The sequence below is a fragment of the Aliikangiella coralliicola genome, from assembly GCF_007004725.1.
In the GTDB taxonomy this organism is placed as follows: domain Bacteria; phylum Pseudomonadota; class Gammaproteobacteria; order Enterobacterales; family Kangiellaceae; genus Aliikangiella; species Aliikangiella coralliicola.
Window position 1 is genome coordinate 237,283 of the sequence record NZ_ML660162.1, and the last position, 20,226, is coordinate 257,508.

General features: G+C 43.5%; 15 protein-coding genes. 7 read left to right on the plus strand and 8 right to left on the minus strand.

The window, feature by feature from the left end; all coding sequences use genetic code 11:
- Positions 1-42: 42 nt before the first annotated feature.
- The 3 genes from FLL46_RS07200 to FLL46_RS07210 form a co-directional block, all read right to left on the minus strand.
- Positions 43-2,517: a S9 family peptidase gene (locus FLL46_RS07200; protein ID WP_142892814.1), complete on the minus strand. Its 2,475-nt coding sequence runs from the start codon at positions 2,515-2,517 to the stop codon at positions 43-45.
- A 130-nt stretch (positions 2,518-2,647) separates the two neighbouring features.
- Positions 2,648-5,728: an efflux RND transporter permease subunit gene (locus FLL46_RS07205; protein ID WP_142892815.1), complete on the minus strand. Its 3,081-nt coding sequence runs from the start codon at positions 5,726-5,728 to the stop codon at positions 2,648-2,650.
- Complete coding sequence (locus FLL46_RS07210; RefSeq protein ID WP_142892816.1) at positions 5,725-6,801, minus strand: efflux RND transporter periplasmic adaptor subunit; 1,077 nt, start codon at positions 6,799-6,801, stop codon at positions 5,725-5,727. The genes FLL46_RS07205 and FLL46_RS07210 overlap by 4 nt, the downstream gene beginning before the upstream one ends.
- 514 nt (positions 6,802-7,315) lie before the next feature.
- Here FLL46_RS07210 and FLL46_RS07215 point away from each other — a divergent pair.
- Together FLL46_RS07215 and FLL46_RS07220 are read left to right on the plus strand one after the other, a co-directional pair.
- Positions 7,316-7,849 carry an RNA polymerase sigma factor gene (locus FLL46_RS07215; protein WP_142892817.1) on the plus strand — a complete coding sequence of 178 codons (534 nt, stop codon included), beginning with the start codon at positions 7,316-7,318 and terminating at the stop codon, positions 7,847-7,849.
- Positions 7,850-7,853: 4 nt separating this feature from the next.
- Positions 7,854-8,228, plus strand: a complete 375-nt coding sequence (locus FLL46_RS07220) for a DUF6768 family protein (protein WP_142892818.1) — start codon at positions 7,854-7,856, stop codon at positions 8,226-8,228.
- Positions 8,229-8,301: 73 nt separating this feature from the next.
- Here FLL46_RS07220 and FLL46_RS07225 read toward each other — a convergent pair whose 3' ends face one another.
- Together FLL46_RS07225 and polA are read right to left on the minus strand one after the other, a co-directional pair.
- On the minus strand, positions 8,302-8,694 hold the full coding sequence (locus tag FLL46_RS07225) for a hypothetical protein (RefSeq protein WP_142892819.1): 393 nt from the start codon (positions 8,692-8,694) through the stop codon (positions 8,302-8,304).
- Positions 8,695-8,797: 103 nt separating this feature from the next.
- A complete protein-coding gene (polA, locus tag FLL46_RS07230) occupies positions 8,798-11,566 on the minus strand; it encodes a DNA polymerase I (RefSeq protein ID WP_142892820.1) in 2,769 nt (922 codons plus the stop codon).
- 500 nt (positions 11,567-12,066) lie between these two features.
- Here polA and FLL46_RS07235 point away from each other — a divergent pair, with 500 nt between their 5' ends.
- From FLL46_RS07235 to FLL46_RS27570, 3 genes are all read left to right on the plus strand, one after another.
- A complete protein-coding gene (locus FLL46_RS07235) occupies positions 12,067-12,606 on the plus strand; it encodes a TRAP transporter small permease subunit (RefSeq protein ID WP_142892821.1) in 540 nt (179 codons plus the stop codon).
- Positions 12,603-14,021 (plus strand): TRAP transporter large permease, encoded by a 1,419-nt coding sequence (locus FLL46_RS07240; protein ID WP_210418647.1) that lies wholly within the window; start codon positions 12,603-12,605, stop codon positions 14,019-14,021. The genes FLL46_RS07235 and FLL46_RS07240 overlap by 4 nt, the downstream gene beginning before the upstream one ends.
- 205 nt (positions 14,022-14,226) lie before the next feature.
- Positions 14,227-15,414 carry a methyl-accepting chemotaxis protein gene (locus FLL46_RS27570; protein WP_246119282.1) on the plus strand — a complete coding sequence of 396 codons (1,188 nt, stop codon included), beginning with the start codon at positions 14,227-14,229 and terminating at the stop codon, positions 15,412-15,414.
- A gap of 75 nt (positions 15,415-15,489) precedes the next feature.
- On the opposite strand, the gene FLL46_RS07250 is transcribed toward FLL46_RS27570, so the two are convergent.
- A complete protein-coding gene (locus FLL46_RS07250) occupies positions 15,490-16,566 on the minus strand; it encodes a TRAP transporter substrate-binding protein (RefSeq protein WP_142892823.1) in 1,077 nt (358 codons plus the stop codon).
- A 150-nt stretch (positions 16,567-16,716) separates the two neighbouring features.
- On the minus strand, positions 16,717-17,310 hold the full coding sequence (locus tag FLL46_RS07255) for a carboxymuconolactone decarboxylase family protein (protein WP_142892824.1): 594 nt from the start codon (positions 17,308-17,310) through the stop codon (positions 16,717-16,719).
- A gap of 93 nt (positions 17,311-17,403) precedes the next feature.
- Between FLL46_RS07255 and FLL46_RS07260 the strand changes: the two genes are divergently transcribed.
- Positions 17,404-17,991: a MerR family transcriptional regulator gene (locus FLL46_RS07260; protein ID WP_246119283.1), complete on the plus strand. Its 588-nt coding sequence runs from the start codon at positions 17,404-17,406 to the stop codon at positions 17,989-17,991.
- Positions 17,992-18,089: 98 nt separating this feature from the next.
- Positions 18,090-18,728, plus strand: a complete 639-nt coding sequence (locus FLL46_RS07265; protein ID WP_142892825.1) for a glutathione S-transferase family protein — start codon at positions 18,090-18,092, stop codon at positions 18,726-18,728.
- Between the two features lie 56 nt (positions 18,729-18,784).
- Here the strand turns inward: FLL46_RS07265 and FLL46_RS07270 are convergent, their stop codons facing one another.
- Positions 18,785-19,954, minus strand: coding sequence for a serine hydrolase domain-containing protein (locus tag FLL46_RS07270; protein ID WP_142892826.1), 1,170 nt, complete (start codon positions 19,952-19,954; stop codon positions 18,785-18,787).
- Positions 19,955-20,226 lie beyond the last annotated feature (272 nt).

Consider the following 20,226-nt stretch of genomic DNA (forward strand, 5'->3'; position numbering starts at 1 on the left):
AGGATTTGGGGCTCAAAGTTTCTTAAAACAACTTGTTTTCAACTACTTTTTCTCAGGATACAAATGCTCCCACCACTCTGGTTGATCTTTTAGCTCTTTGTCAAAGTAAGACAAAATTGTTTCCCACCAACGCAGTCGATGTTTTCTGGCATTAATGTGGTGATCGTCGCCCTGAAATTCGATTAGCTCAACGTCTTTATCAAGTAGCTTAAGCGCAGTATACATTTGGTGACTTTCTCCCACCGGCACATTAGTATCGGAGTCTCCGTGCAACAATAGTAGTGGCGTGTTCACTTTATCAGCATTGAATACTGGACTTTGTTCAACATAAAGTTTCGAATTATTCCATGGAAAACTGCCATGAGATGCAACACCCGAATAGCCATACCCCCACCAGCCATATCCCCAATAAGAAGTCAGGTTACTGATGCCCGCGTGTGAAATTGAAGCACGAAACAAATCGGTTTTAGTCGCCAGGTACATTGTCATAAAACCACCGTAGGATGCGCCCATATTACCCAGGCGTTTTCCATCGACAAACGAGTGCGCTTTTACAAAAGCCTGAGTGCTTTCGATAATATCATCGGCAGTTTCCAATCCCCAAGCGTTCACATGTTTCGCAGAAAATTTCTGGCCATAACCGGTGGCACCTGAAGGTTGTAAAACATAAACCACGTAACCTTGCGCCGCCCACAGGCTAAATGGCCATCGCCCGGTAAATGCGCGCCCAACCGGAGAAGTTCCGCCATAATAGTAAATAATCGCTGGATACTTTTTTGAAGAATCAAAATCAGCCGGTAGATAATAACGGCCATCAATAGTGGTGCCTTTTTGCGTTGTGTAGTCCCAGTCTTTCATCTCGGCAAATTTTACATTGGGGTAGCTGACTTTTGCCGTATCGAGAATCAACGTCTTTTTAGAGCGGCCAATTTTGCCCAGATAAACTTTTTGTGGCCGAGTCGCGCTACTGCCTTTGAACACAATACTGGCTTTACTTTCATTAGATACTGAAAAAGATTCGACCGCTTCGACTGCTGATTTTATTTTTGAAAATTTATTATTTTTGATATTAAAATAATACAGCTGGTTCTTATCCTGATCAGTCGTTCTTAATACCAGGTTTCCATTTTTTAGGACTTCAAATCCTCCAACAGCAGGATTAAATTTTTGCGACAAGGCTTTAATTGAGCCATCTTTTTTCATCAGGTAAAGCTGGCCATCGTAATTATTACCGACTGTGCCTTCGGCGAGATTTCTCCCTTTACCTTCTTTCAATTCTGGACCAGCAGTAAACACTATGCCATCTTTTGAATAAGCAGCGTTGGAAAAAGTTCTAAACTTTCCGATCATTTTTTCTGTGCTGGTTTTCAAATCTAACTCAAAAACTTCCGAAAGCGAATGAGGTGGTTTTTTGTAGTCCACTGGACTGCGATAAAACAACAAACGTCGCTCTTTTGGATCAACATCGAGCAAGAAGCTACTCAATTTATTCTGGGTTACTTGCTGGATGAATCCTGATGAAATATCAAGCAAATAAATTTGTGAGTTTCCTCGCCAGTAACTCCAACGATCTTGTAACGCCCGATATTTTTTGGTGAATTCATGGGGCTTTTTTTCTGCTTTATGCCAAGACAAAACCAGTGTTGAATCATCTAACCAACTTAAACCGTTGACGCCTTTCAGATCTTCAGAAACTTTATTGAGTTGGAAATTTTCTCGATTTAATAGATAGATGTCATTCTCATGAGTGTAGGCGAGATATTGATTGTCCTCACTCCAACTCGATGCACGCGGTGACATTCCTTGCCAGCGGTATAGCACTTCCATTGACTTTGGATTTACCAGTTCAGTCACTGCCTGCGCCTTATCTGCTGTCGCAGAAGTATAGTGGCGCTTGGTCCAAAGTAATTGCTTGCCGTCAGGTGAAAGGCTAAGGTTGGACACTGTTTCACTATCGTACAGCCGCTCAGGATCAAGCCGCACAAGGCCCGAATCATCGGAGAAAGTGACTGAGTGCTGCTCGGCTTCACTGCTCCAATCGAATGTGACTTTTTTCCAGTCTTCGATTCCTTGCGCCATAATTAATAATCGATAATCTCCATTGAGCAATGTGATATCAAAAGAGCCATTACCAGAAACACTTTTTCCATTAACAAAAACAGAGGTTTTCTCTATCCCTTCAATTTTTAATTTACCTTGAGTAAAACGATCAGTCTTCATGCCAATACGAAACACGCGAACGGCGTCAGGATTAGCTTCGTCAATTTTATCCATCGACCGCCAATTTTTTTTATCACCAAATATACTGATATCCTGACCGCTATCTAACGACTCAGAAATAGAGTGAACGAGGTTTTGCTTAACGACTTTGCTAAAATCATTTTTTGTTAATGTCACAGCGTTCGATTTTTCTAAGGAGTCAAGCACCTGTATTTTTTGTCGCTCAATTGGTGCTGCTTGCGCCAAAGAAGCAAGCATGGAAATGGCCACTAAAGTGGACGTTAATTTATCTTTCATTTTATTTTTTCCAGATAGTGTTTTAAATTGAATAATCGCGCAAATCAGATTAGCACCAGGCTTTGATTGCTAGTTATTATTTATTTTCTAATTTTTTATTGATTCCTAATCTTAACCAAGCTGATTAAGGCTAGCCAACCTGTTGACTCACAGGTTGATTCGCATTTTTAAGTTGGTCCGAATGGGTCCCCATTTGTAACAGGCTCGGCAAAAATATTAATGTAAAAAAGGTACTCACGCTCATGCCGCCGACGATAACAGCCGCAATACCACGATAAAGTTCAGCGCCCGCACCAGGTACTAACAACAAGGGTAACATGCCGCATATGCTGGTAAGTGTGCTCATCAAAATGGGTCTGAGTCTTAACCTGACAGCCTGCCTCACAGCGTCAGAACGTGAAAGCCCATCGGCCTCGCTCATTCGTGTTTGATAGACTAATAATATGGCGTTGTTAACCACCAGGCCCAACAAAATAACACCGCCAATCATGGTTAACAAATCCAACGGTTGGAAAATCACCAGGTTCATTAGCTTCAGCAATCCCAAACCGCCGACAATGGCCAAAGGTATCGTCAATACAACGATCAAACTGTCTCTAAAAGAACGGAATAAAGAGGCCATCAACAAAAACAAAATAGCCATCGCCAGAAAGAAACTCTGCGCCATATTGTAGAGTGCTTCGGTCAGCGCTTCGGCGGTTCCCCGATAGGCCACACTGCCATTGTCAGTGAGCTGCGATAGAATTGCCGGTTCGGCTTTTTGTTTTACGGTATCAATCGCTTCTTCCAGGCTCATATTATCGGGCGGCGTGACCTGCAATGTAATGGTTCTTTTACGATCCACACGACGAATGGAACTCGGCCCGGCTGTGCGCACAATTTCGACTAGTTCTCCAACCGGTTGTACGCCGGCTTCCGGCGTAAAAAGTGGAATCGATGCTAACTGTTCAGGCGAGCTCCAGTCTTCTGCTCGAAGGAAAACATTAAGACGTTTCTGCCCGTTAAAGAAATCACCCACATAAAGCCCTGTACCCAGCGATCGGGAAATTGCCGATACTTGCTGCCGCGTCCAACCCGCTTCTGCCACCCTACGTTCAATCGGGATCATGCGTAATTCTGGTTCGGCCAGGGTAAGTCCGGGGGTTGGTCTAATTTGTGCGCCGGGCAATGCCTGACTGACGACACCATATCCAACTCGGGCGGCCTGCAACAGCTCATCAACCTGGTTTCCCTGGATATCAATATCAATACGACGCCCACCACTTAAATTTTGAAATAGCTGAGATTGCGAAGCAAACGCCATCGTGTCCGGAAAGCCTGCAAGAAATTCAGTGTTAATAATCTGGATAATCTGGTGAATATCATTAGCGTCTTCGGCACGCCCTCCCATAAATCCAAAATTACCGAAGAACCCCATCCAGGTATGCTTAATTTTGGGGAGCTTTTCGCCTTTCAGGTATGGCATGATGCGCCGGTTAATTTCATCGCTCATTTCAAAGCGCGCGGCGGGATAACTTTGACCCGGCGGCGGTAAAATAAATGCCTGAAATGAATTTTGATTGCCTTTAGGTAAGTAATCCACTTTGGGGAATAGTAGCCAGCTTCCAGCGAGTGAGAATGTCATCAATCCTAATACCCAGGCAACGCGTTTTGCAGGCGAGCTAGTAATACTCATCACACCACGAGTCACCCGATCCCACCAGTGAGCATGAGGATCTTCTTCGGAAACTTGAGTGAGTAACTTACGTGCGGCGGCTGGTAATACGGTTACCGCAATTAACAATGAGGCAACTATTGCCACTGCAATGGTAATCGCAAGATCGGCAAATAACTGACCGGAGACTTCTTCAAGGAATGCAATGGGTAGAAAAATCGCAACTGTCGTCGCGGTTGAAGCGAGCAGTGCGCCCCAAACTTGAGTGGCGCCTTTAAATGAAGCTCGCTCTGAATCTTCACCTTTTTCCCGCAAGCGAACGATGTTTTCCAACACAACAATCGCGGCATCTAATACCATGCCGATCGCAAAGGCTAGACCTGCCATGGATATGATGTTGAGGGATCGACCACTGGCGTACATAACGATAAAGGTAATAATAATCGAAATGGGGATCGCGACCGCGACAATCAGCGTCGCTCTGAATTTGCGTAAAAACCACCATAAAACGCTGATCGCCAACAACACGCCGATCAGAAGATTATTCTGCACCAAAGTCATTGATCGGCCGATGTAAATAGTCTCATCGTACATTTGAATGAGCTCTAGACCTTCTCTTTTTAGCGGCCCTTCATTCAGTTCCTGCAATGCCTCCTGCAACCCTTCCATGGTTTGCATCACATTCACTCCCTGCTCCGCCTGCGCATTAAGCGCAATCGCAGGGACGCCATCTAGCGTTAAAATGCCAACGCGATCCTGAAACGTCATTTCAACTTTGGCAACGTCTCCAAGCAGTACGGGTCGACCATCTCGCCACTCAAGAACCATCTCTTGCAACTGTTTTGTGCCGTATTTACCAGAGAAACGTAGCGTATATTTGCGGCGTCCGATCTCATTGAATCCGCCTGACACATCGTTGTTGTTACTTAATGTCGCCGCCAGCGCGGGAATATTGAGCCCTAATGCCGCCGCTTTATAAGGGTTAAACGTGATCCTTAATTCGCTTGGCAATCCGCCGAACGCGTTGGTTTGAGAAATGCCTTGCACCCGCTCGAGTCGCGTTTGCACCACTTCTTCAACATAATCCTGGTAACCGGCGATATCCCGATCATTACCGGCTGTTGGGCGCAGCGCAAACCAGGCAATTGCAGTGAAAGTACTGTTACCGCCGACGGCGATAACCGGCTCGGTGGCATCGGGCGGATAGCTGGGGACCTGGTTAAGAGCGTTCATTACATCGATCAAAGCCCGTTCAAGGTTAATGCCGGTGCGATACCTTAGGGTAATACTGCCGTTTCCCTGGCTGGCACTCGACTCTAATGAGGCTAAACCTTGCAATCCTTTGAGCACATCCTCTTGACGCTCAATAATTTCCGCTTCCATTTCTTCCGGCGCGGCAGCGCGCCAATTAGTCGAGATGGTAATCATCGGCTGACTGATATCCGGCGTTAATTGAACCGGCAACTTAGATAAACTGATAACACCAAAAAGCACCGCCAATAATATCGCGACGACAACCGCCGTAGGATTTTTTAAAGAGGCAGCCGTAAGTGTCATTGTTTTCCCGAGATTAAGTTCTGATTGCTTTCTTTAACCGAAACCGCCTGGCCATTGCGCAGGCGTTCCGCACCTCTCACGATAACACGGTCGCCCGGTGCAACATTTCCGATGATCTCTACCATCTCCCCCGCACCTATGCCGATAGACACCTTAACTTCTTCTGCTTTATTTTCGCCATTCACTTTGAAAATGCTGGCACCTTCGCGGCGTAAAACTAATGCATCTCTTGGTACCGCTAACACTTCTTTGGATTCTCCATTAGCTACTGCAACTTTAATATTGAGCCCTACCGGCCATTTAAAGTCGCTCATATCAAGACGAACTTCCATTAAATGAGAACGACTATTCGCAACAGGGACTAGTACTTTTATGGGGGCAACACCGTTACCCAAGGGTGATTCCACTGCCAGCGTTTCAGCATTGGTTAAGAAACGATAGGCAGTTAACGGCGCAAATATTGAAGCTTCCAGATTTTCTGTTTCAACTAACCGAACAATCGCCGTCCCATTGTTGACGTATTCGCCCTGACTACTTAACCGTTCGGCTACAATACCGTCAAACGGCGCCCTTAATTGAGTATATTCCAAATTTTGTTCCGTTTGAGCCAGACGCGCTTTCGCTGCCGCCAGATCACCACGAGCAACGTCCCGCTGGGATATGGTTTCGTCAAGATCAGTAATTGCAGACAGGTTTCTTTTAGCCAATGTCGATTTTCGTTTAACTTCAGATTCGAGGTAGTCTAGTCGCGATTTTGCGTTTTCAACGCTAGCAACATTTTCTCGTTTTTGTAGCTGCAAAGTTTTATCATCAATTCTGGCAATAATATCGCCTTTTTTAACTCTGGCACCAAGCTCCACCAAACTTTTCAGGCGACCCGAGACTTCCGCTGCAATTTGTGAATTATTGGGACTAACAACAGTTCCGGAAACCCAGGCAACCGGCGACAATGATTGAGTTTCTGCGGAAATAACATTGACGCTAGGTGCGGGGAATCCCTGTGCATTTGCCGATAACTGGAATAAACCCGCTATCAAGGCAAAACATACGGTTAACAGTTTATTTATTTTCATTAGTCAATCAGGTATCAAAGTTGACGATTGGCACTCAATCGTTCAAAGCGTATTTTGTAGCACCGTCGGCTCACGCGACAGCCTCATTAATCTACAGTGTGTAAAAGCGATAATATGTAATTGTAAGACATACTTAATAATAAGACCTGTTGAACGCTTTCGCACGATAAAATTAGCTCAATCCTATCGAAAAAACGATTATCATTTTCAAATGTCTTAAGAACAAAACAGATTTAAAATGATTGATTTTCACAATCTTACCTAATCTCTCGCCTGGATAAAAATTGAGACTAGGGATTTTTGTTACAAAAAGTGACCAGTTACGCTATGTTTACAAAGTCCACAGCAGGTTTATAAAACCCACGACAGCTTTATGAAATTCACACTATCTTTAGTCATGCTCACGCGATCTTGACGATGACCTCTTTCGCCAGGCAAAACACACTTAAAACAAAAATGAACCTTTTCTATTTCTCATTCGTCTTTTCAGTAACGAAACACTAGAGACAACTTAATGCAGCAAGCCAAAGAAGATTTACTGGTTATGGCGATGCAAAATGGCAATCAAAAAGCCTTTCGAGTGATTTACCAGCGCTATCAAAAACCATTATTACGGTTTGCGTTTAAACTTTGTAGCGACCAGGAACTGGCAACAGATGCGTCGCAGGAAACCTGGATTAAGTGCTCTAACAGTATTCATAAGCTAAGAGATCCTCGCGCTTTTAGAAGTTGGCTTTATAAAATTTTACGCTGGAAAATCGGCGATTTAATCAGGCAAAAAATTCGGTTTGATGAAAATTTCGAGACACTAAAGGAAGGAATCAATGATTGTCCACAGGACGGCGAACCCGAAGATACGAGTGAGCTGACTTTGGCGATTAATCGGCTTCCTTCTTTGGAAAAGCAAATTATCCATTTGTTTTACCTTGACGAAATGAAATTGGCCGAAGTCGCGGCAATACTGGAAATTCCGATTGGAACCGTTAAATCTCGCTTAAATAGAGCGAGAAAAATGCTGAAACAGAAGTTTGAATTAACTGGGAGATAGTACCATGAGTTTTGACGAAAGAATGAAACGAGAATTGGAAAAAGAAGCACATGATATCGATGAAATTCTCGCTGAAGATCAAGGGCTGTTCGATATGCTATTTGCTTCATTTAAAGGTGGTATGCGCCGCTGGCTGATTATTGTCAATATTTTAACGATTGTAGCCTCTATTTTCATGGTTTGGTGTGGGTACGAGTTCTTTGTCGCTACCGAAATACAAGAGCAGGTTTTCTGGGGCGTGTGTGTATTGATTCTGCTTAATATGCAAATAGGTCTGAAACAATGGTTATGGATGGAAGTGAATCGAAATTCGGTCATGCGTGAAATAAAACGGGTTGAACTTGTTATTGGTAATCTGGCGTCAAAGTTGAGCCAATAGTCACAATATCAAAAAACAAATTTTCACTAAATTATTGCATGGGTACTGCAATTGTACCCATGAAAATTTCAACTTAACTCTGTCGTTCAAAATTTATTGTTATCGAAAACTCACCAATCATATTGCGAGTGATCGCTAAGCCTCCCATAAAAATCGGCAAAAGCATTGCTAAAGACTCAAATGAAAATATTCGTCGGTATCCTTTAAACTCGATAAACACAGCCGACATTACAATAATGTCAACAATGATCAAAATTGATGCATACTTTGCCTTAGTCGTTCGATAAAGATTTCTCGGTAATGACAGGAAAAGTCCTAAGCATCCACATATCGCACAAAAGTAGCCTAAGTATCCCCACCATTCTGCCATCTTGTGCAAAAACATCGTGATTAAAACGACCCAACCGAGCGCAGGCAGAAAACCAAATAAAAATATGCATACTGACAGTTTCGATAGTTTGGTCATGTTTTTACTTTACGGACACTGCATATTTTATTTGGTCGTCAGCGATAATCGAGTTGATTTTGTTAAATTAAAATTCTGCAATTATTCTGTGTTTAGGCCCAAGTTAATGCGCCTGCTCCCAGTTTTCGCCCACACCAACATCAACTATCAAAGGCACACTCAACTCAACCGCATTGGCCATAATCTGGTTAATTTTATTGGAATATTCTTCAACCTTATCCTCGGCGACTTCAAACACGAGTTCATCGTGAACCTGCATCACCATATGACAATCAGGCTTTTCTGCATCTAACCATTTTTGGGTTTCGATCATAGCCAGCTTGATAATATCCGCAGCGCTTCCCTGCATTGGCGCATTAATCGCAGTACGTTCCGCAGCCTGACGATGCATACCATTAGACGCATTAATTTGCGGTAAATAAAGGCGTCGGCCAAATAAAGTTTCGACATAACCCAGTTCTTTAGCCTTGGCTTTTGTCGATTCCATATAATCACTCACGCCAGGATAACGGGCAAAGTATGTGTCGATATAATGCGCCGCTTCATCGTTGGTAATACCTAATTGTTTGGCTAAACCAAAACGAGACATACCATAAATAAGACCGAAGTTGACTGCTTTAGCATGGCGTCGATGCTCCGAAGTGACTTCATCGAGTTCAACCCCAAAAACTTCAGCAGCGGTGGCTTTATGAATATCAAGATTATCAGCAAAAGCACGCACCAGATTCTCATCTTGTGACAAATGCGCCATGATTCTTAATTCGATTTGCGAGTAGTCAGCGGCAACAACTTTGTAGCCTGATGGGGCAATAAAGGCTTCGCGAATTTTACGCCCTTCTTCTGTTTTCACCGGAATATTTTGCAAGTTCGGATCGGCAGAAGATAAACGGCCAGTCGCCGCCACCGCCTGATGATAAGAAGTGTGCACTCGACCGGTTCTGGGTTGAACCATTAACGGTAATTTATCAGAGTAAGTTGACTTCAACTTGGTTAGACCACGGTATTCCATGATGACTTTAGGTAAGGGATAGTCAAGAGCCAATTTTGCTAACACATCTTCAGCAGTCGAGGGTTGTTTTTTCGGCGTTTTTTTCAATACCGGCAATCCCTGTTTTTCAAACAGAATTTCTTGAAGCTGTTTTGGCGATCCTAAATTAAAAGGTTGCCCGGCAAGCTCGTGGGCTTTTTTCTCTAGTTCAATTATCCTTTTTCCAAATTCGTTACTTTTTTGCTTTAAAAAGTCGCCGTCAATCAAAACACCTTGCCGTTCCATTTTTGATAACACGTTTATCAGCGGTACTTCGATTTCATTGAAAATATTTTTAGGGCCTTCCTCTTTTTCCAGCGCGGGCCAAATTGACTGGTGAAGTTGTAAGGTAACATCAGCATCTTCGGCAGCATATTTGCTCGCGATGTCGAGATCGATTTGATCAAAGGTAACTTGTTTTTTCCCTTTACCTGCAATCTCTTCATAGTGGATACACTCATGCCCCAGGTATTTTTGTGATAGCGTATCCATATCGTGACGATTAGCCACGCTGTTCAAAGTGTATGATTCGAGCATGGTGTCGAACTTTACGCCTTGTAACTCAATACCGACTGCGGCAAAAATACTTTGATCGTACTTGATGTTCTGACCAATCTTTGCAATTTCAGGGTTTTCCAAAACCGGTTTCAACTGAGCGAGCGCCCATTCCTGATCGAGCTGTTGTGGTGCGCCCGGATATTGATGGATGAGCGGTAAATATGCGGCTTGTCCTTTATCTGTGGCAAATGAAATTCCGACGAGATCAGCCGCGATAATATTCAGATTGGTTGTTTCAGTATCCACCGCAAATAATCTGCTGGCTTCTAATTTGCTCACCCAGGATTTTAGTTGTGCTTCGGTCAGGATGGTTTCGTATTGGCTGCGATCAATACTACTTTCTACAGGTTTTGCTTCAGCTGAGTCTGCGTCTTTCTCGTTTGACTTTGCAGTACCCGCAGGTAACACAGGTTTTCCCGCTTTTACATCTTTAAGCCAGGTTTTAAATTCATATTCACTAAATAAGGTTTCCAGTTCCGCGGTGTCAGCTTCCCCGATATTCAACTCGTTCAGCTCAAGTGGTAATTCCACGTCCAGCTTAATCGTTGCCAACAAATAGGAAAGACGCGCATCTTCTTCATTAGCCAACATTTTTTCGCCCAGTTTTTTAGCACCGCGAATCGGTAAGTCAGCAATTTTTTCAATGTTCTGATAAATCTCATCGATACTACCAATCCCCTGTAGTAACCCGAGTGCCGTTTTTTCACCAACCCCGGCAACGCCAGGAATGTTATCTGCGGTGTCACCCATCAACGCAAGAAAATCGATGATCAGCTCGGGCGGAATACCAAACTTTTTGTTGACGCCTTCAACGTCTAAAAACTGATTGGTCATTGTATTAATCAGGCTAATATGAGGGTTAACCAGCTGAGCCATATCCTTATCACCGGTAGAAATAATCGTCTTTCTGCCGGCTTCGGTCGCATGGTGCGCCAAGGTACCAATCACATCATCGGCTTCAACGCCTTCAATTGAAATCAGGGGAAATCCCATGGCTTTGACAATTTGGTGTAATGGCGCGATCTGACTGCGAAGGTCATCGGGCATCGGTGGACGGTGTGCTTTGTACTCCGGGTAAAGATCGTTGCGAAAGGTTTTACCTTTGGCATCAAAAATAACTGCCATTTGTGTCGGTTGATATTGCTTATACAGGCTCTTCAACATATTAATTACGCCATAAATTGCCCCTGTTGGCTGACCGGCAGAGGTTGAGAAATTCATGGTGTGATACGCTCGGAACAAATAAGACGAACCGTCAACAAGAATAAGCGGAGTTTGGTTTTGCATAAGATCCTTCGTTTTTTTATTGGCAGTAATGACTGAGTTTTTTGTCGGGGCATTGAGTTTCGATGAATTCGTCTTGTCAGACCGAAATTCGATTGACCAACTACCCGCTAATCGTTAAGGTTTATTTCACTTGAAACAGGCAAGGTATTCTAACGCAGATTTGCTTTGCTGCCGACCGTAATCTTGACCCCTTGAGAAAAAGGTTTCACCAATGTTTCAAGTTAAACTGATTTATAAGAAAACCCGTTAACTATTTAAATATAAACAATAAATTCAATTTAGACCTTCTGTGGATAACTTCGTGAATAAAAGTGAACTCTTAATCGAGCACAAACATTCATCGATCTTCAGCCTGGTTCAGAAAAAACAAATAAAAATATTATTTTACAACGACTTACATGCAAATTTATTTTTTATCCGAAAACATTCGTGCCCTGTGGATAAGTGAAATTGGTATGTGAATAACCAAAAACGAGCGGATTGGCAAAAATTAAAACAACATGAAAAGTCTGTTATCAAAAATCTTCTATCAACTCAGTAATATCACCGTGATAACCGGTCAACTGGTAAGCTGGTTAACGGTTGCGATGGTGGTTTTGCTTACCTTGAACATTCTGGCGAGCTGGCTGTTTAAAAGTAGTTCTATTCTGGTCAGTGAGTCAATTACCTGGATGCATAGCGCCAACTTTTTGTTGGCGGCCGCCTACACGCTGAATCGCAATGAACATGTCCGGGTCGATATTTTTTACGCCAAAATGTCAGTGCGAGCAAAAGCTCTGGTGGATCTTCTTGGCACTCTGTTGTTACTGCTCCCTGTTTCCCTGTTTATCATCTGGGCCAGTTGGTCTTATGTTTCACTCAGTTGGCGAATCGGAGAAGTTTCCGCCGAAGCCGGCGGCATGCCCGCTACCTATATTCTGAAAGGTTTTCTGATTGTGATGCCGCTGTTACTGGTTTTAGAAGGCATCAGTCAGTTGTATCGCAACTTCTGCCTGTTCACGGGCGAAAATAACATCCAAGATAAAACAGGAGTTCAATAATGGAGTGGTTGGCATTATTGATGTTTATTTGTGTCTGCCTGGTATTACTGGCAGGTTATCCCGTGGCATTTTCACTCGCCGGCACAGCCCTCATTTTCGCTGCTATCGGGGTGGCCACCGGCGATTTGCATCCAGCGCTGCTCAAGTCGGCATTTAGTCGTTTATTTGGAATTATGCAAAATCCAACGCTGATCGCAGTTCCCTTATTTGTGTTTATGGGTGTGATGTTGGAAAAAGCCAAAATTGCCGAAAAGCTGCTCACAGGCATGGCCGGATTATTTGCCGGCACTCCGGGCGGATTAGCAATATCAGTAGTACTTGTCGGCGCATTACTTGCCGCCAGCACAGGCATTGTCGGCGCCACCGTTGTCACTATGGGATTACTCTCATTGCCGGTAATGCTCAAGTCAAATTATTCAACGCCTTTATCAACCGGTGTTATTTGTGCATCGGGTACTTTAGGCCAGATTATTCCACCTTCTATTGTGTTGGTCTTGCTCGGTGATGTCATTGCCAGCGCCAACCGTGATGCAGGAATCGGCGGCGACCCTGTTTCAGTTGGGGATCTATTCGCCGGGGCAATGTTACCCGGAATACTACTGGTCGTTTTATATATTATTTACATCGCAATATATGCTCGCGTAAAACCCGACGATGCACCAGCAGTTGCCAAGGGCATCAAACAACTCAGTGAACTTCAAGAAAATACCAGTCAAAGTGAAACGATGGAAAGTTCATCAGCGCCTGCTTCAACCAATGGATTCGAGTTGAGTTCGCTTTTGCTACCACTAATTTTAATTCTGCTCGTTCTCGGCTCAATTCTCGCAGGCATCGCAACCCCAAGCGAAGCGGCGGCCCTGGGTGCTATCGGCGCGACACTATTGGCGATTTATTACCGCGAATTTTCTTTAGAAAGACTGAAGCAGGTTGTTCGTTCAACCACTAAAACTTCCAGTATGGTGTTTATGATATTGATTGGCGCTTCAATTTTTTCGCTGGTTTTCCGTGCGTTTGAAGGAGATGATGCCATCCGAGAAATATTGAGCGGTTTACCCGGCGGCGTATTCGGTGCGATGGTAGTCGTGATGTTGAGTATGTTTCTACTGGGTTTCATTCTCGATTTTATTGAAATTGTTTTCGTTGTCGTGCCGCTAACCGCACCAGCTCTACTCGCCATGGGCGTTGATCCGATTTGGCTGGGAATTATGATTGCCGTCAACTTACAAACCTCTTTTCTAACCCCACCGTTTGGTTTTGCACTATTTTATCTGCGGGGCGTTACGCCGCCCGATATTGCCACAGCTGAAATCTATCGTGGCGTTTTACCTTTTATTTTCATCCAGATGGCTGTGTTAATTATCATGGCCGTCTGGCCGGAAATTGTGACCTGGCTTCCTTCAATAATCTACAAATGAGATTAATCCTGAAATATTCTGATTTAATATTTTTATTATCTATAATTGAGTAATAAACCACTTGCTTTCGGCAATTTTTAACGAAAGCAAGTTCGTTGTTTTTATCATCTACAAGGTGCGGATTGTTAATCTGCCAAAGGAAATATTACTCGACTAAATTACAATAATTGTTATTAAATTAATTCAGAAGGTAATCTAGAATCTCATGGACGACAGCCATAAGACCTCATCACTACTTAATATTGCAAACATACTCATCATCGTTGCGGCACTGTTCTGCGTTTATTTCGAATTGACTGGATTATCGATGGGATTAATTATCGCTATTGGTTTCATCCAGTTTTTATCTCGCCCCAAGGTTGAGCCAACGATTGAGCTAGATGACACCACGAAAAATGACGAAGCCACTTCACAACAGGCACACGAACAATTAATTCAATCGGTGTCTGACTTACTTTTAAAGTGGCGCAGCCAGGTAAAATTGGCGGTGAGCCAATCCGACGAAGCCATTGATGCCCTGGCAAAAGAGTTTGCGAGAATTACCGACGATATTGCGATTACCGTTGATATTACAGGCTCGTCTAAAGAAAGTGGCCAGCGTTTTTCCTCTCTAAGCTCAGTACAACAATCTTCAGATGTGATAAAAAACGAATTAGAAAATCTCAAGGATACTTTATTAAACATTGCCCAGGTAGAGAAAAGCTCGCTGAAGGAAATCAACAACCTGTCTGGATTTATGATTGAGTTAACCAAAATGGCCGGTGAGGTCGAGGTGCTCGCCGAGCAAACCAACTTACTGGCATTAAACGCTGCAATAGAAGCTGCGCGCGCCGGTGAAGAGGGGCGTGGCTTTGCGGTAGTCGCTGACGAAGTGAGAAATTTAGCGAATCAATCGAAGGGAACCGGTGAAAATATTCGCAAGAAAATTGATGTCATTGGTGACTCAGTCAAAACGATTCTTGATTCAGCAACCCACTCATCTGAAGCCGAACGAGAGATGGCGAACAAAGCCAGCGATGTTATTCGCGAAGTTATTTCTCAACACAAATTTACCACTTATACGCTCGCGGAATCAGATAAATTATTGGTTAATATGAGTGAACAGGTTCAGCAAGAGATTTCGAAAGTTATTGTGGAATTACAGTTTCAAGATCGAATCAGCCAGTTATTGCGTAATGTTGAAGAAAGTTTGGCGGACACTCATCAAGTGATCGAACAAAGTGCTCAATTAGATGCCGAAAATCAGTTAAAAAGCTTTTCTCAGTTGCATTTTAAAACAGAGCGTTCTCAATCGCTTGCCGATGAAAATAGGACGTCTCAACTCAAACCCCAGGGCCAATCGGGACAAGTTACACCAACACGCCAAAATGACCCCGAAGTTGAAATATTTTAGCCAGCGCAAATATTCAAGATAAGTCACCAACGCTCGCCCGAATTCAAACTTAGAATCCAGGCAATTTGATAGATACTACAAACTTTGGCTGACAACCTTCCAGGCATTCGCTTTTTGTTTAAAATCTTTATACGAGGCGTAAATACGTTTCGAGAGCTCATTGGCCTGGCCTTGCTCCTCAACCAACTTTTCAGAAATACTCTCTAAATGATCTAATACTTCCTGAGGCAATCGTTTCACCTGAACACCATGTTTTTCCACCAGAATATTCAATGCTTGATTATTCTTCTCAGTATACTCAGCCAACATATCCAGATTGGCGATCAGGCAAGCTGTTTTTACAATTTCCTGCAGGTCCTGTGGCAGCGATTCAAGCGCCTGCTTATTCACGATTGCTTCAAGGGTTGTTCCCGGCTCTTGCCAACCTGGGTAATAATAATATTTGGCTGCTTTATAAAATCCAAAAGCTAAATCGTTATACGGACCGACAAATTCAGCCGCGTCAATTCGTCCAAGCTCTAGCGCAGAAAAAATTTCGCCGCCGGCAATCAATTCTGGATTTCCGCCTGCGCGCTTTAAGACTTCACCACCCAAACCGGGGATACGCATTTTCAGCCCTTTCAGATCATCAATACTATTGATTTCCTTATTAAACCAGCCAGCCATTTGCACATCAGTGTTTCCAGCAGGCATGGGCACCAGGTTAAAAGGCGCATACAATTCCTGCCATAGTTCAAGACCGCCGCCTTTTAACAACCAGCCGTTCATTTCCTGGGCATTTAACCCAAATGGCACAGAGCTGAAAAAAGATGCTGCCGGTAATTTTCCCTTCCAATAGTAAGCTGCACCATGGCCCATTTGCACGCTACCCGATGACACTTCATCAAAAACCTGTAGTGCGGGCACTAACTCACCGGCCCCAAAAACTTTTACCTTCAACCTGCCATTACTAAGCTCACCGATTAAGCTTGCTAAATGCTCTGCGCCAGTACCTAGCCCTTGAAACCCGGGTGGCCAGGTTGTGACCATATTCCATTTAATGGTTTCTTGCTGTGCCGAAGCACCGGCAGAGTCGCCACACTCCTGTTTTTGCCCACAAGCACCCAATAAAGTTGCGGCACCGGCAGCAGCAATAAAATTTCTTCTTTTCATTGTTTTATTCCACCTAAATTTTCTGTCCAGATTATGCTTACTTGATTACTCTAACCTGAATGGCTGTTCTTATCCCGAACTCAGGTTACTCTATTTATCGCATAAAAAAAGCCCTCAATGAGGGCTTTAAAATCCTATTAACAGGTGCGCTTATTTGACGTGTTTACCGCCGTCCCAGCCACCTTGACTTAAAACACGCTTGCCCATTGCGTTTGGAGATTCTTCTAAATCTGTCGCCATCGAGTCATTCCAACGATTCAGGAACCCATATAAACAGACCGCGCCCAAAATTTCAACGATTTGATTCTCACTCCAATGTTCACGCATTTGCGCAAAGAGTTCTGGCGTTACGCCGTTAGGGACTGAACCCGCGGCCAAAGCAAAATCCAAGGCAACCCTTTCTGCCTCACTGTAAAACTCGCTGGTTTTATACTCCCAGATAGCGTCCAGTTTTTCTTGCGAAACGCCGTGGATATTAGCTGCAATTAACGAGTGTGCTTCACAATACTGACATCCCGCCGCTCGACTGGAGAAATGAGCAATCAAGCGCATAAAACCAAGATCAACCGCACCGTCATCCGACATTACAGCTTTGGTCAAAACACCGAAAGCCTTTACCATTTCAGGCTTACGTTGCATTGTCAGTAAGCTGTTAGGCACAAAGCCCAGAATTTTTTCGAATATTGCAAAGTCGTCAGCCAATTCAGGCGTGGTAGATTTATCCAGGGGTTGCATATGTGCCATTAGTTAGTTCCTCAATTGAGATATTTGATGCATATGCAATAGATAATACGTTTTCGTCAGCGGATATGCAACGATTGAGAGGGATTAATAGTTGTGAATATTGACTCGTCTATTGGTGACGGGTTAATAATGGGGCTCTTTGGTGGCCCGAGCAAACATATGCTAACCATTTCCAAACTCGCCAGACGATTTAAGATTTCACGAGCGACGCTTCTTTACTATGAAAAGGAAGGCTTGTTAACGCCCGCCTCTCGTACTGAAAATGGGTATCGTTGGTATGGGGAAAAGGAAATATCCAATCTGGAGACTATTCTCAACTACCGCTCTTTCGGGATATCAATTCCTGACATCAAACATTTGTTGATAAACTCTGAGAAAAGTAGGCAAAAAACAATACTGACCAGGCAGTTCGATCACCTTGGCGAAGAAATTCAAAAACTCAGGCAACAACAATTGGCAATCGTCAACTTTCTCGGTGATCCCGAAACGCTTAAACAACAAAATATGACTAAAGAAAAATGGACCGATATTATGCGAATGTCAGGAATGAATGATGAAGATATGCGCAACTGGCATAGACAGTTTGAAAAACTAGAACCGGCTGCTCATCAAGAATTCCTGGAATCGCTACAAATAAGCACAAAAGAAATTAAAGTGATTAGAACATGGTCTAAAGCCTGAAATTCAAGATAAAACTTTGCCGTCAATTGACGGTGAAGGGATATAATCACTCTCTCCACTTGAATCTTACAAAATCAACTTCGAAAAGGACTCATTCATTGTACCAATTATACTACTATCCGCTTAACGCGAGCATGGCGCCTCACTTTGTCCTGGAAGAATTAGGTGTCGATTTTGAATTGTTATTAGTTGATAGAAAGTCGAATGCGCAGAAATCCGCAGACTATATGGCGCTGAACCCGACGGGACGAATTCCCACTTTGGTTGATGGCGATCTGATTTTATTTGAGAGCCCGGCGATCTGTATCTATCTGGCGGAAAAACATCCTGAGTCTCATCTGATCCCAAAACAGGGCAGCGCTGAGCGTGCACTTTTTTTTCAGTGGATGATGTATTTGACCAATACCCTTCAAGCGGAACTTATGTTGTATTTTTATCCTCAAAGACACACTAACGCTGAAAATACGGCGACCCAGATCGCTGAAGCGCAAGAGCAGCGGATAACTGAAATATTCGCTTTGTTAGATAGTGAATTAAAAAATAGAGACTATCTGGTTGGCGATAACTTGACGGTCTGTGACCATTTTTTAATGATGCTTGCCGTGTGGGCCGATGAAATAAAAAAACCACCGCTACAATTTGAAAACTTATCACGTTACCTTAAAAAACTCAGCCGAAGAAAGGCCATTAAGCACGTGTGTGAGAAAGAAAATTTATCGTTAGCCGAATATGCATAATACTGATGTTAACCCTCAGATTATTCTAGCTGAGGGTTAAAATAGCGACACAACGGCTAGTCTGTTCTTGCACGGCGCATTTTATACCCGTGAATTTCCGGTGAGTCTGGATCAAGCAATTCAAGCGCTTCAACCATTGCGGCAATCCCCGCTTTATTGGGCGCGTTAAAAAAGATGATTAAGCCATCGCCGCTATTTTGATAGCAATAAGCTAATGACACTGTCGACCAATCAGAGCCTCTGTGGCCAATGAGCCGATCATTTTCTAATTGTGCTACGCTCCAACCGAGTCCATAACCTAACTGAATTGGGCACAGCGCATCAGGTGCACCGCTACAGTCTATATCCTTTCTATCCACCTGAATGCTTTGAAGCGTATTTCGCTCATTTTTTAGCTGCTCCGTTAGCTTATTCCCTTGCATTGAAGCAATGAAGAATTTCGCGTAATCAGCGACGGTTATGACCATATCACCGGCTGCTGAGTATTCCGCTTCTTTTCTACAGTAGCCCTCAGGGTGACAGTAGTAACCGTAAAATTTTCCGTCCTTATCCAGCGGTTTTGCGATTCGTGCATAGTTTTTCTTGCGCACACTGATCGATACATCGTTGATCCCCATCGGCTCAAAAACAGTTGACTTAACGAGCGCTTCAAAGGGGACTCCTAACTTATTTTCTGCGTATTTTGCGACATATTGGAAGCCTTCCCCCGAGTAACCAAACTTAGTACCGGGCTCACTAACAAACTTTAACTTGTAATCGTTAGCAAAAAAGCGCCAGTTCATAAAACCACTGGTGTGAGTCAATGCCATTCGAGGAGTCAGTTTTTTAAGATCAGGATCGTATTTCAAATCAGGGTCGACCCAGTAAAGCGACATAGGCTCGTCCAGAGATATTTTTCCCGCCGACGCCAGCCGAAGTATTGTTTCGCTGGTCACCGTTTTAGTAATTGACGCAACATTGAATAGCGTATCAGCCGATGCCTTTACACCGGGCGATTGCTCACCAAAGTACCCTTGCCAGTCCACCGCGCCGTTTTTAATCACAGCAACGCCAATAGTGTTAATCTTGTGTTTGTCGAGTAATCTCTCAAAAGCGCTATCAAGTTCTAATGCGCGCGACTTGGAAACCGGTTCAATATCGACGACTTCAGCCCGAAAAAAAGCACAACTACTCAGTGCAATTAACACAATTAGAATGGATAAACTCTGACAAGATTTTCTTAACATATAAGTAAGTTCCTATTTTACTCGTACATCACCGCCTCTAAGTTAACGATAGCGAGGATTTCATCATAACTCCATTTACTCGATTGACATTGGTTTTATCACTCAATTTGCGATTGAGTTCACTTTGATTGGAGTTTCGGTGGGAATACTATCTGATGATCGACACCACAACCATTGTTTTACGATAGGCCGAGAAAATTAGCTAGCAGCAAATTGTTTAAAAATGATCGATTCTGTAATCCTTGGTTCACAACCCTCTTCGAGCAAGTAGC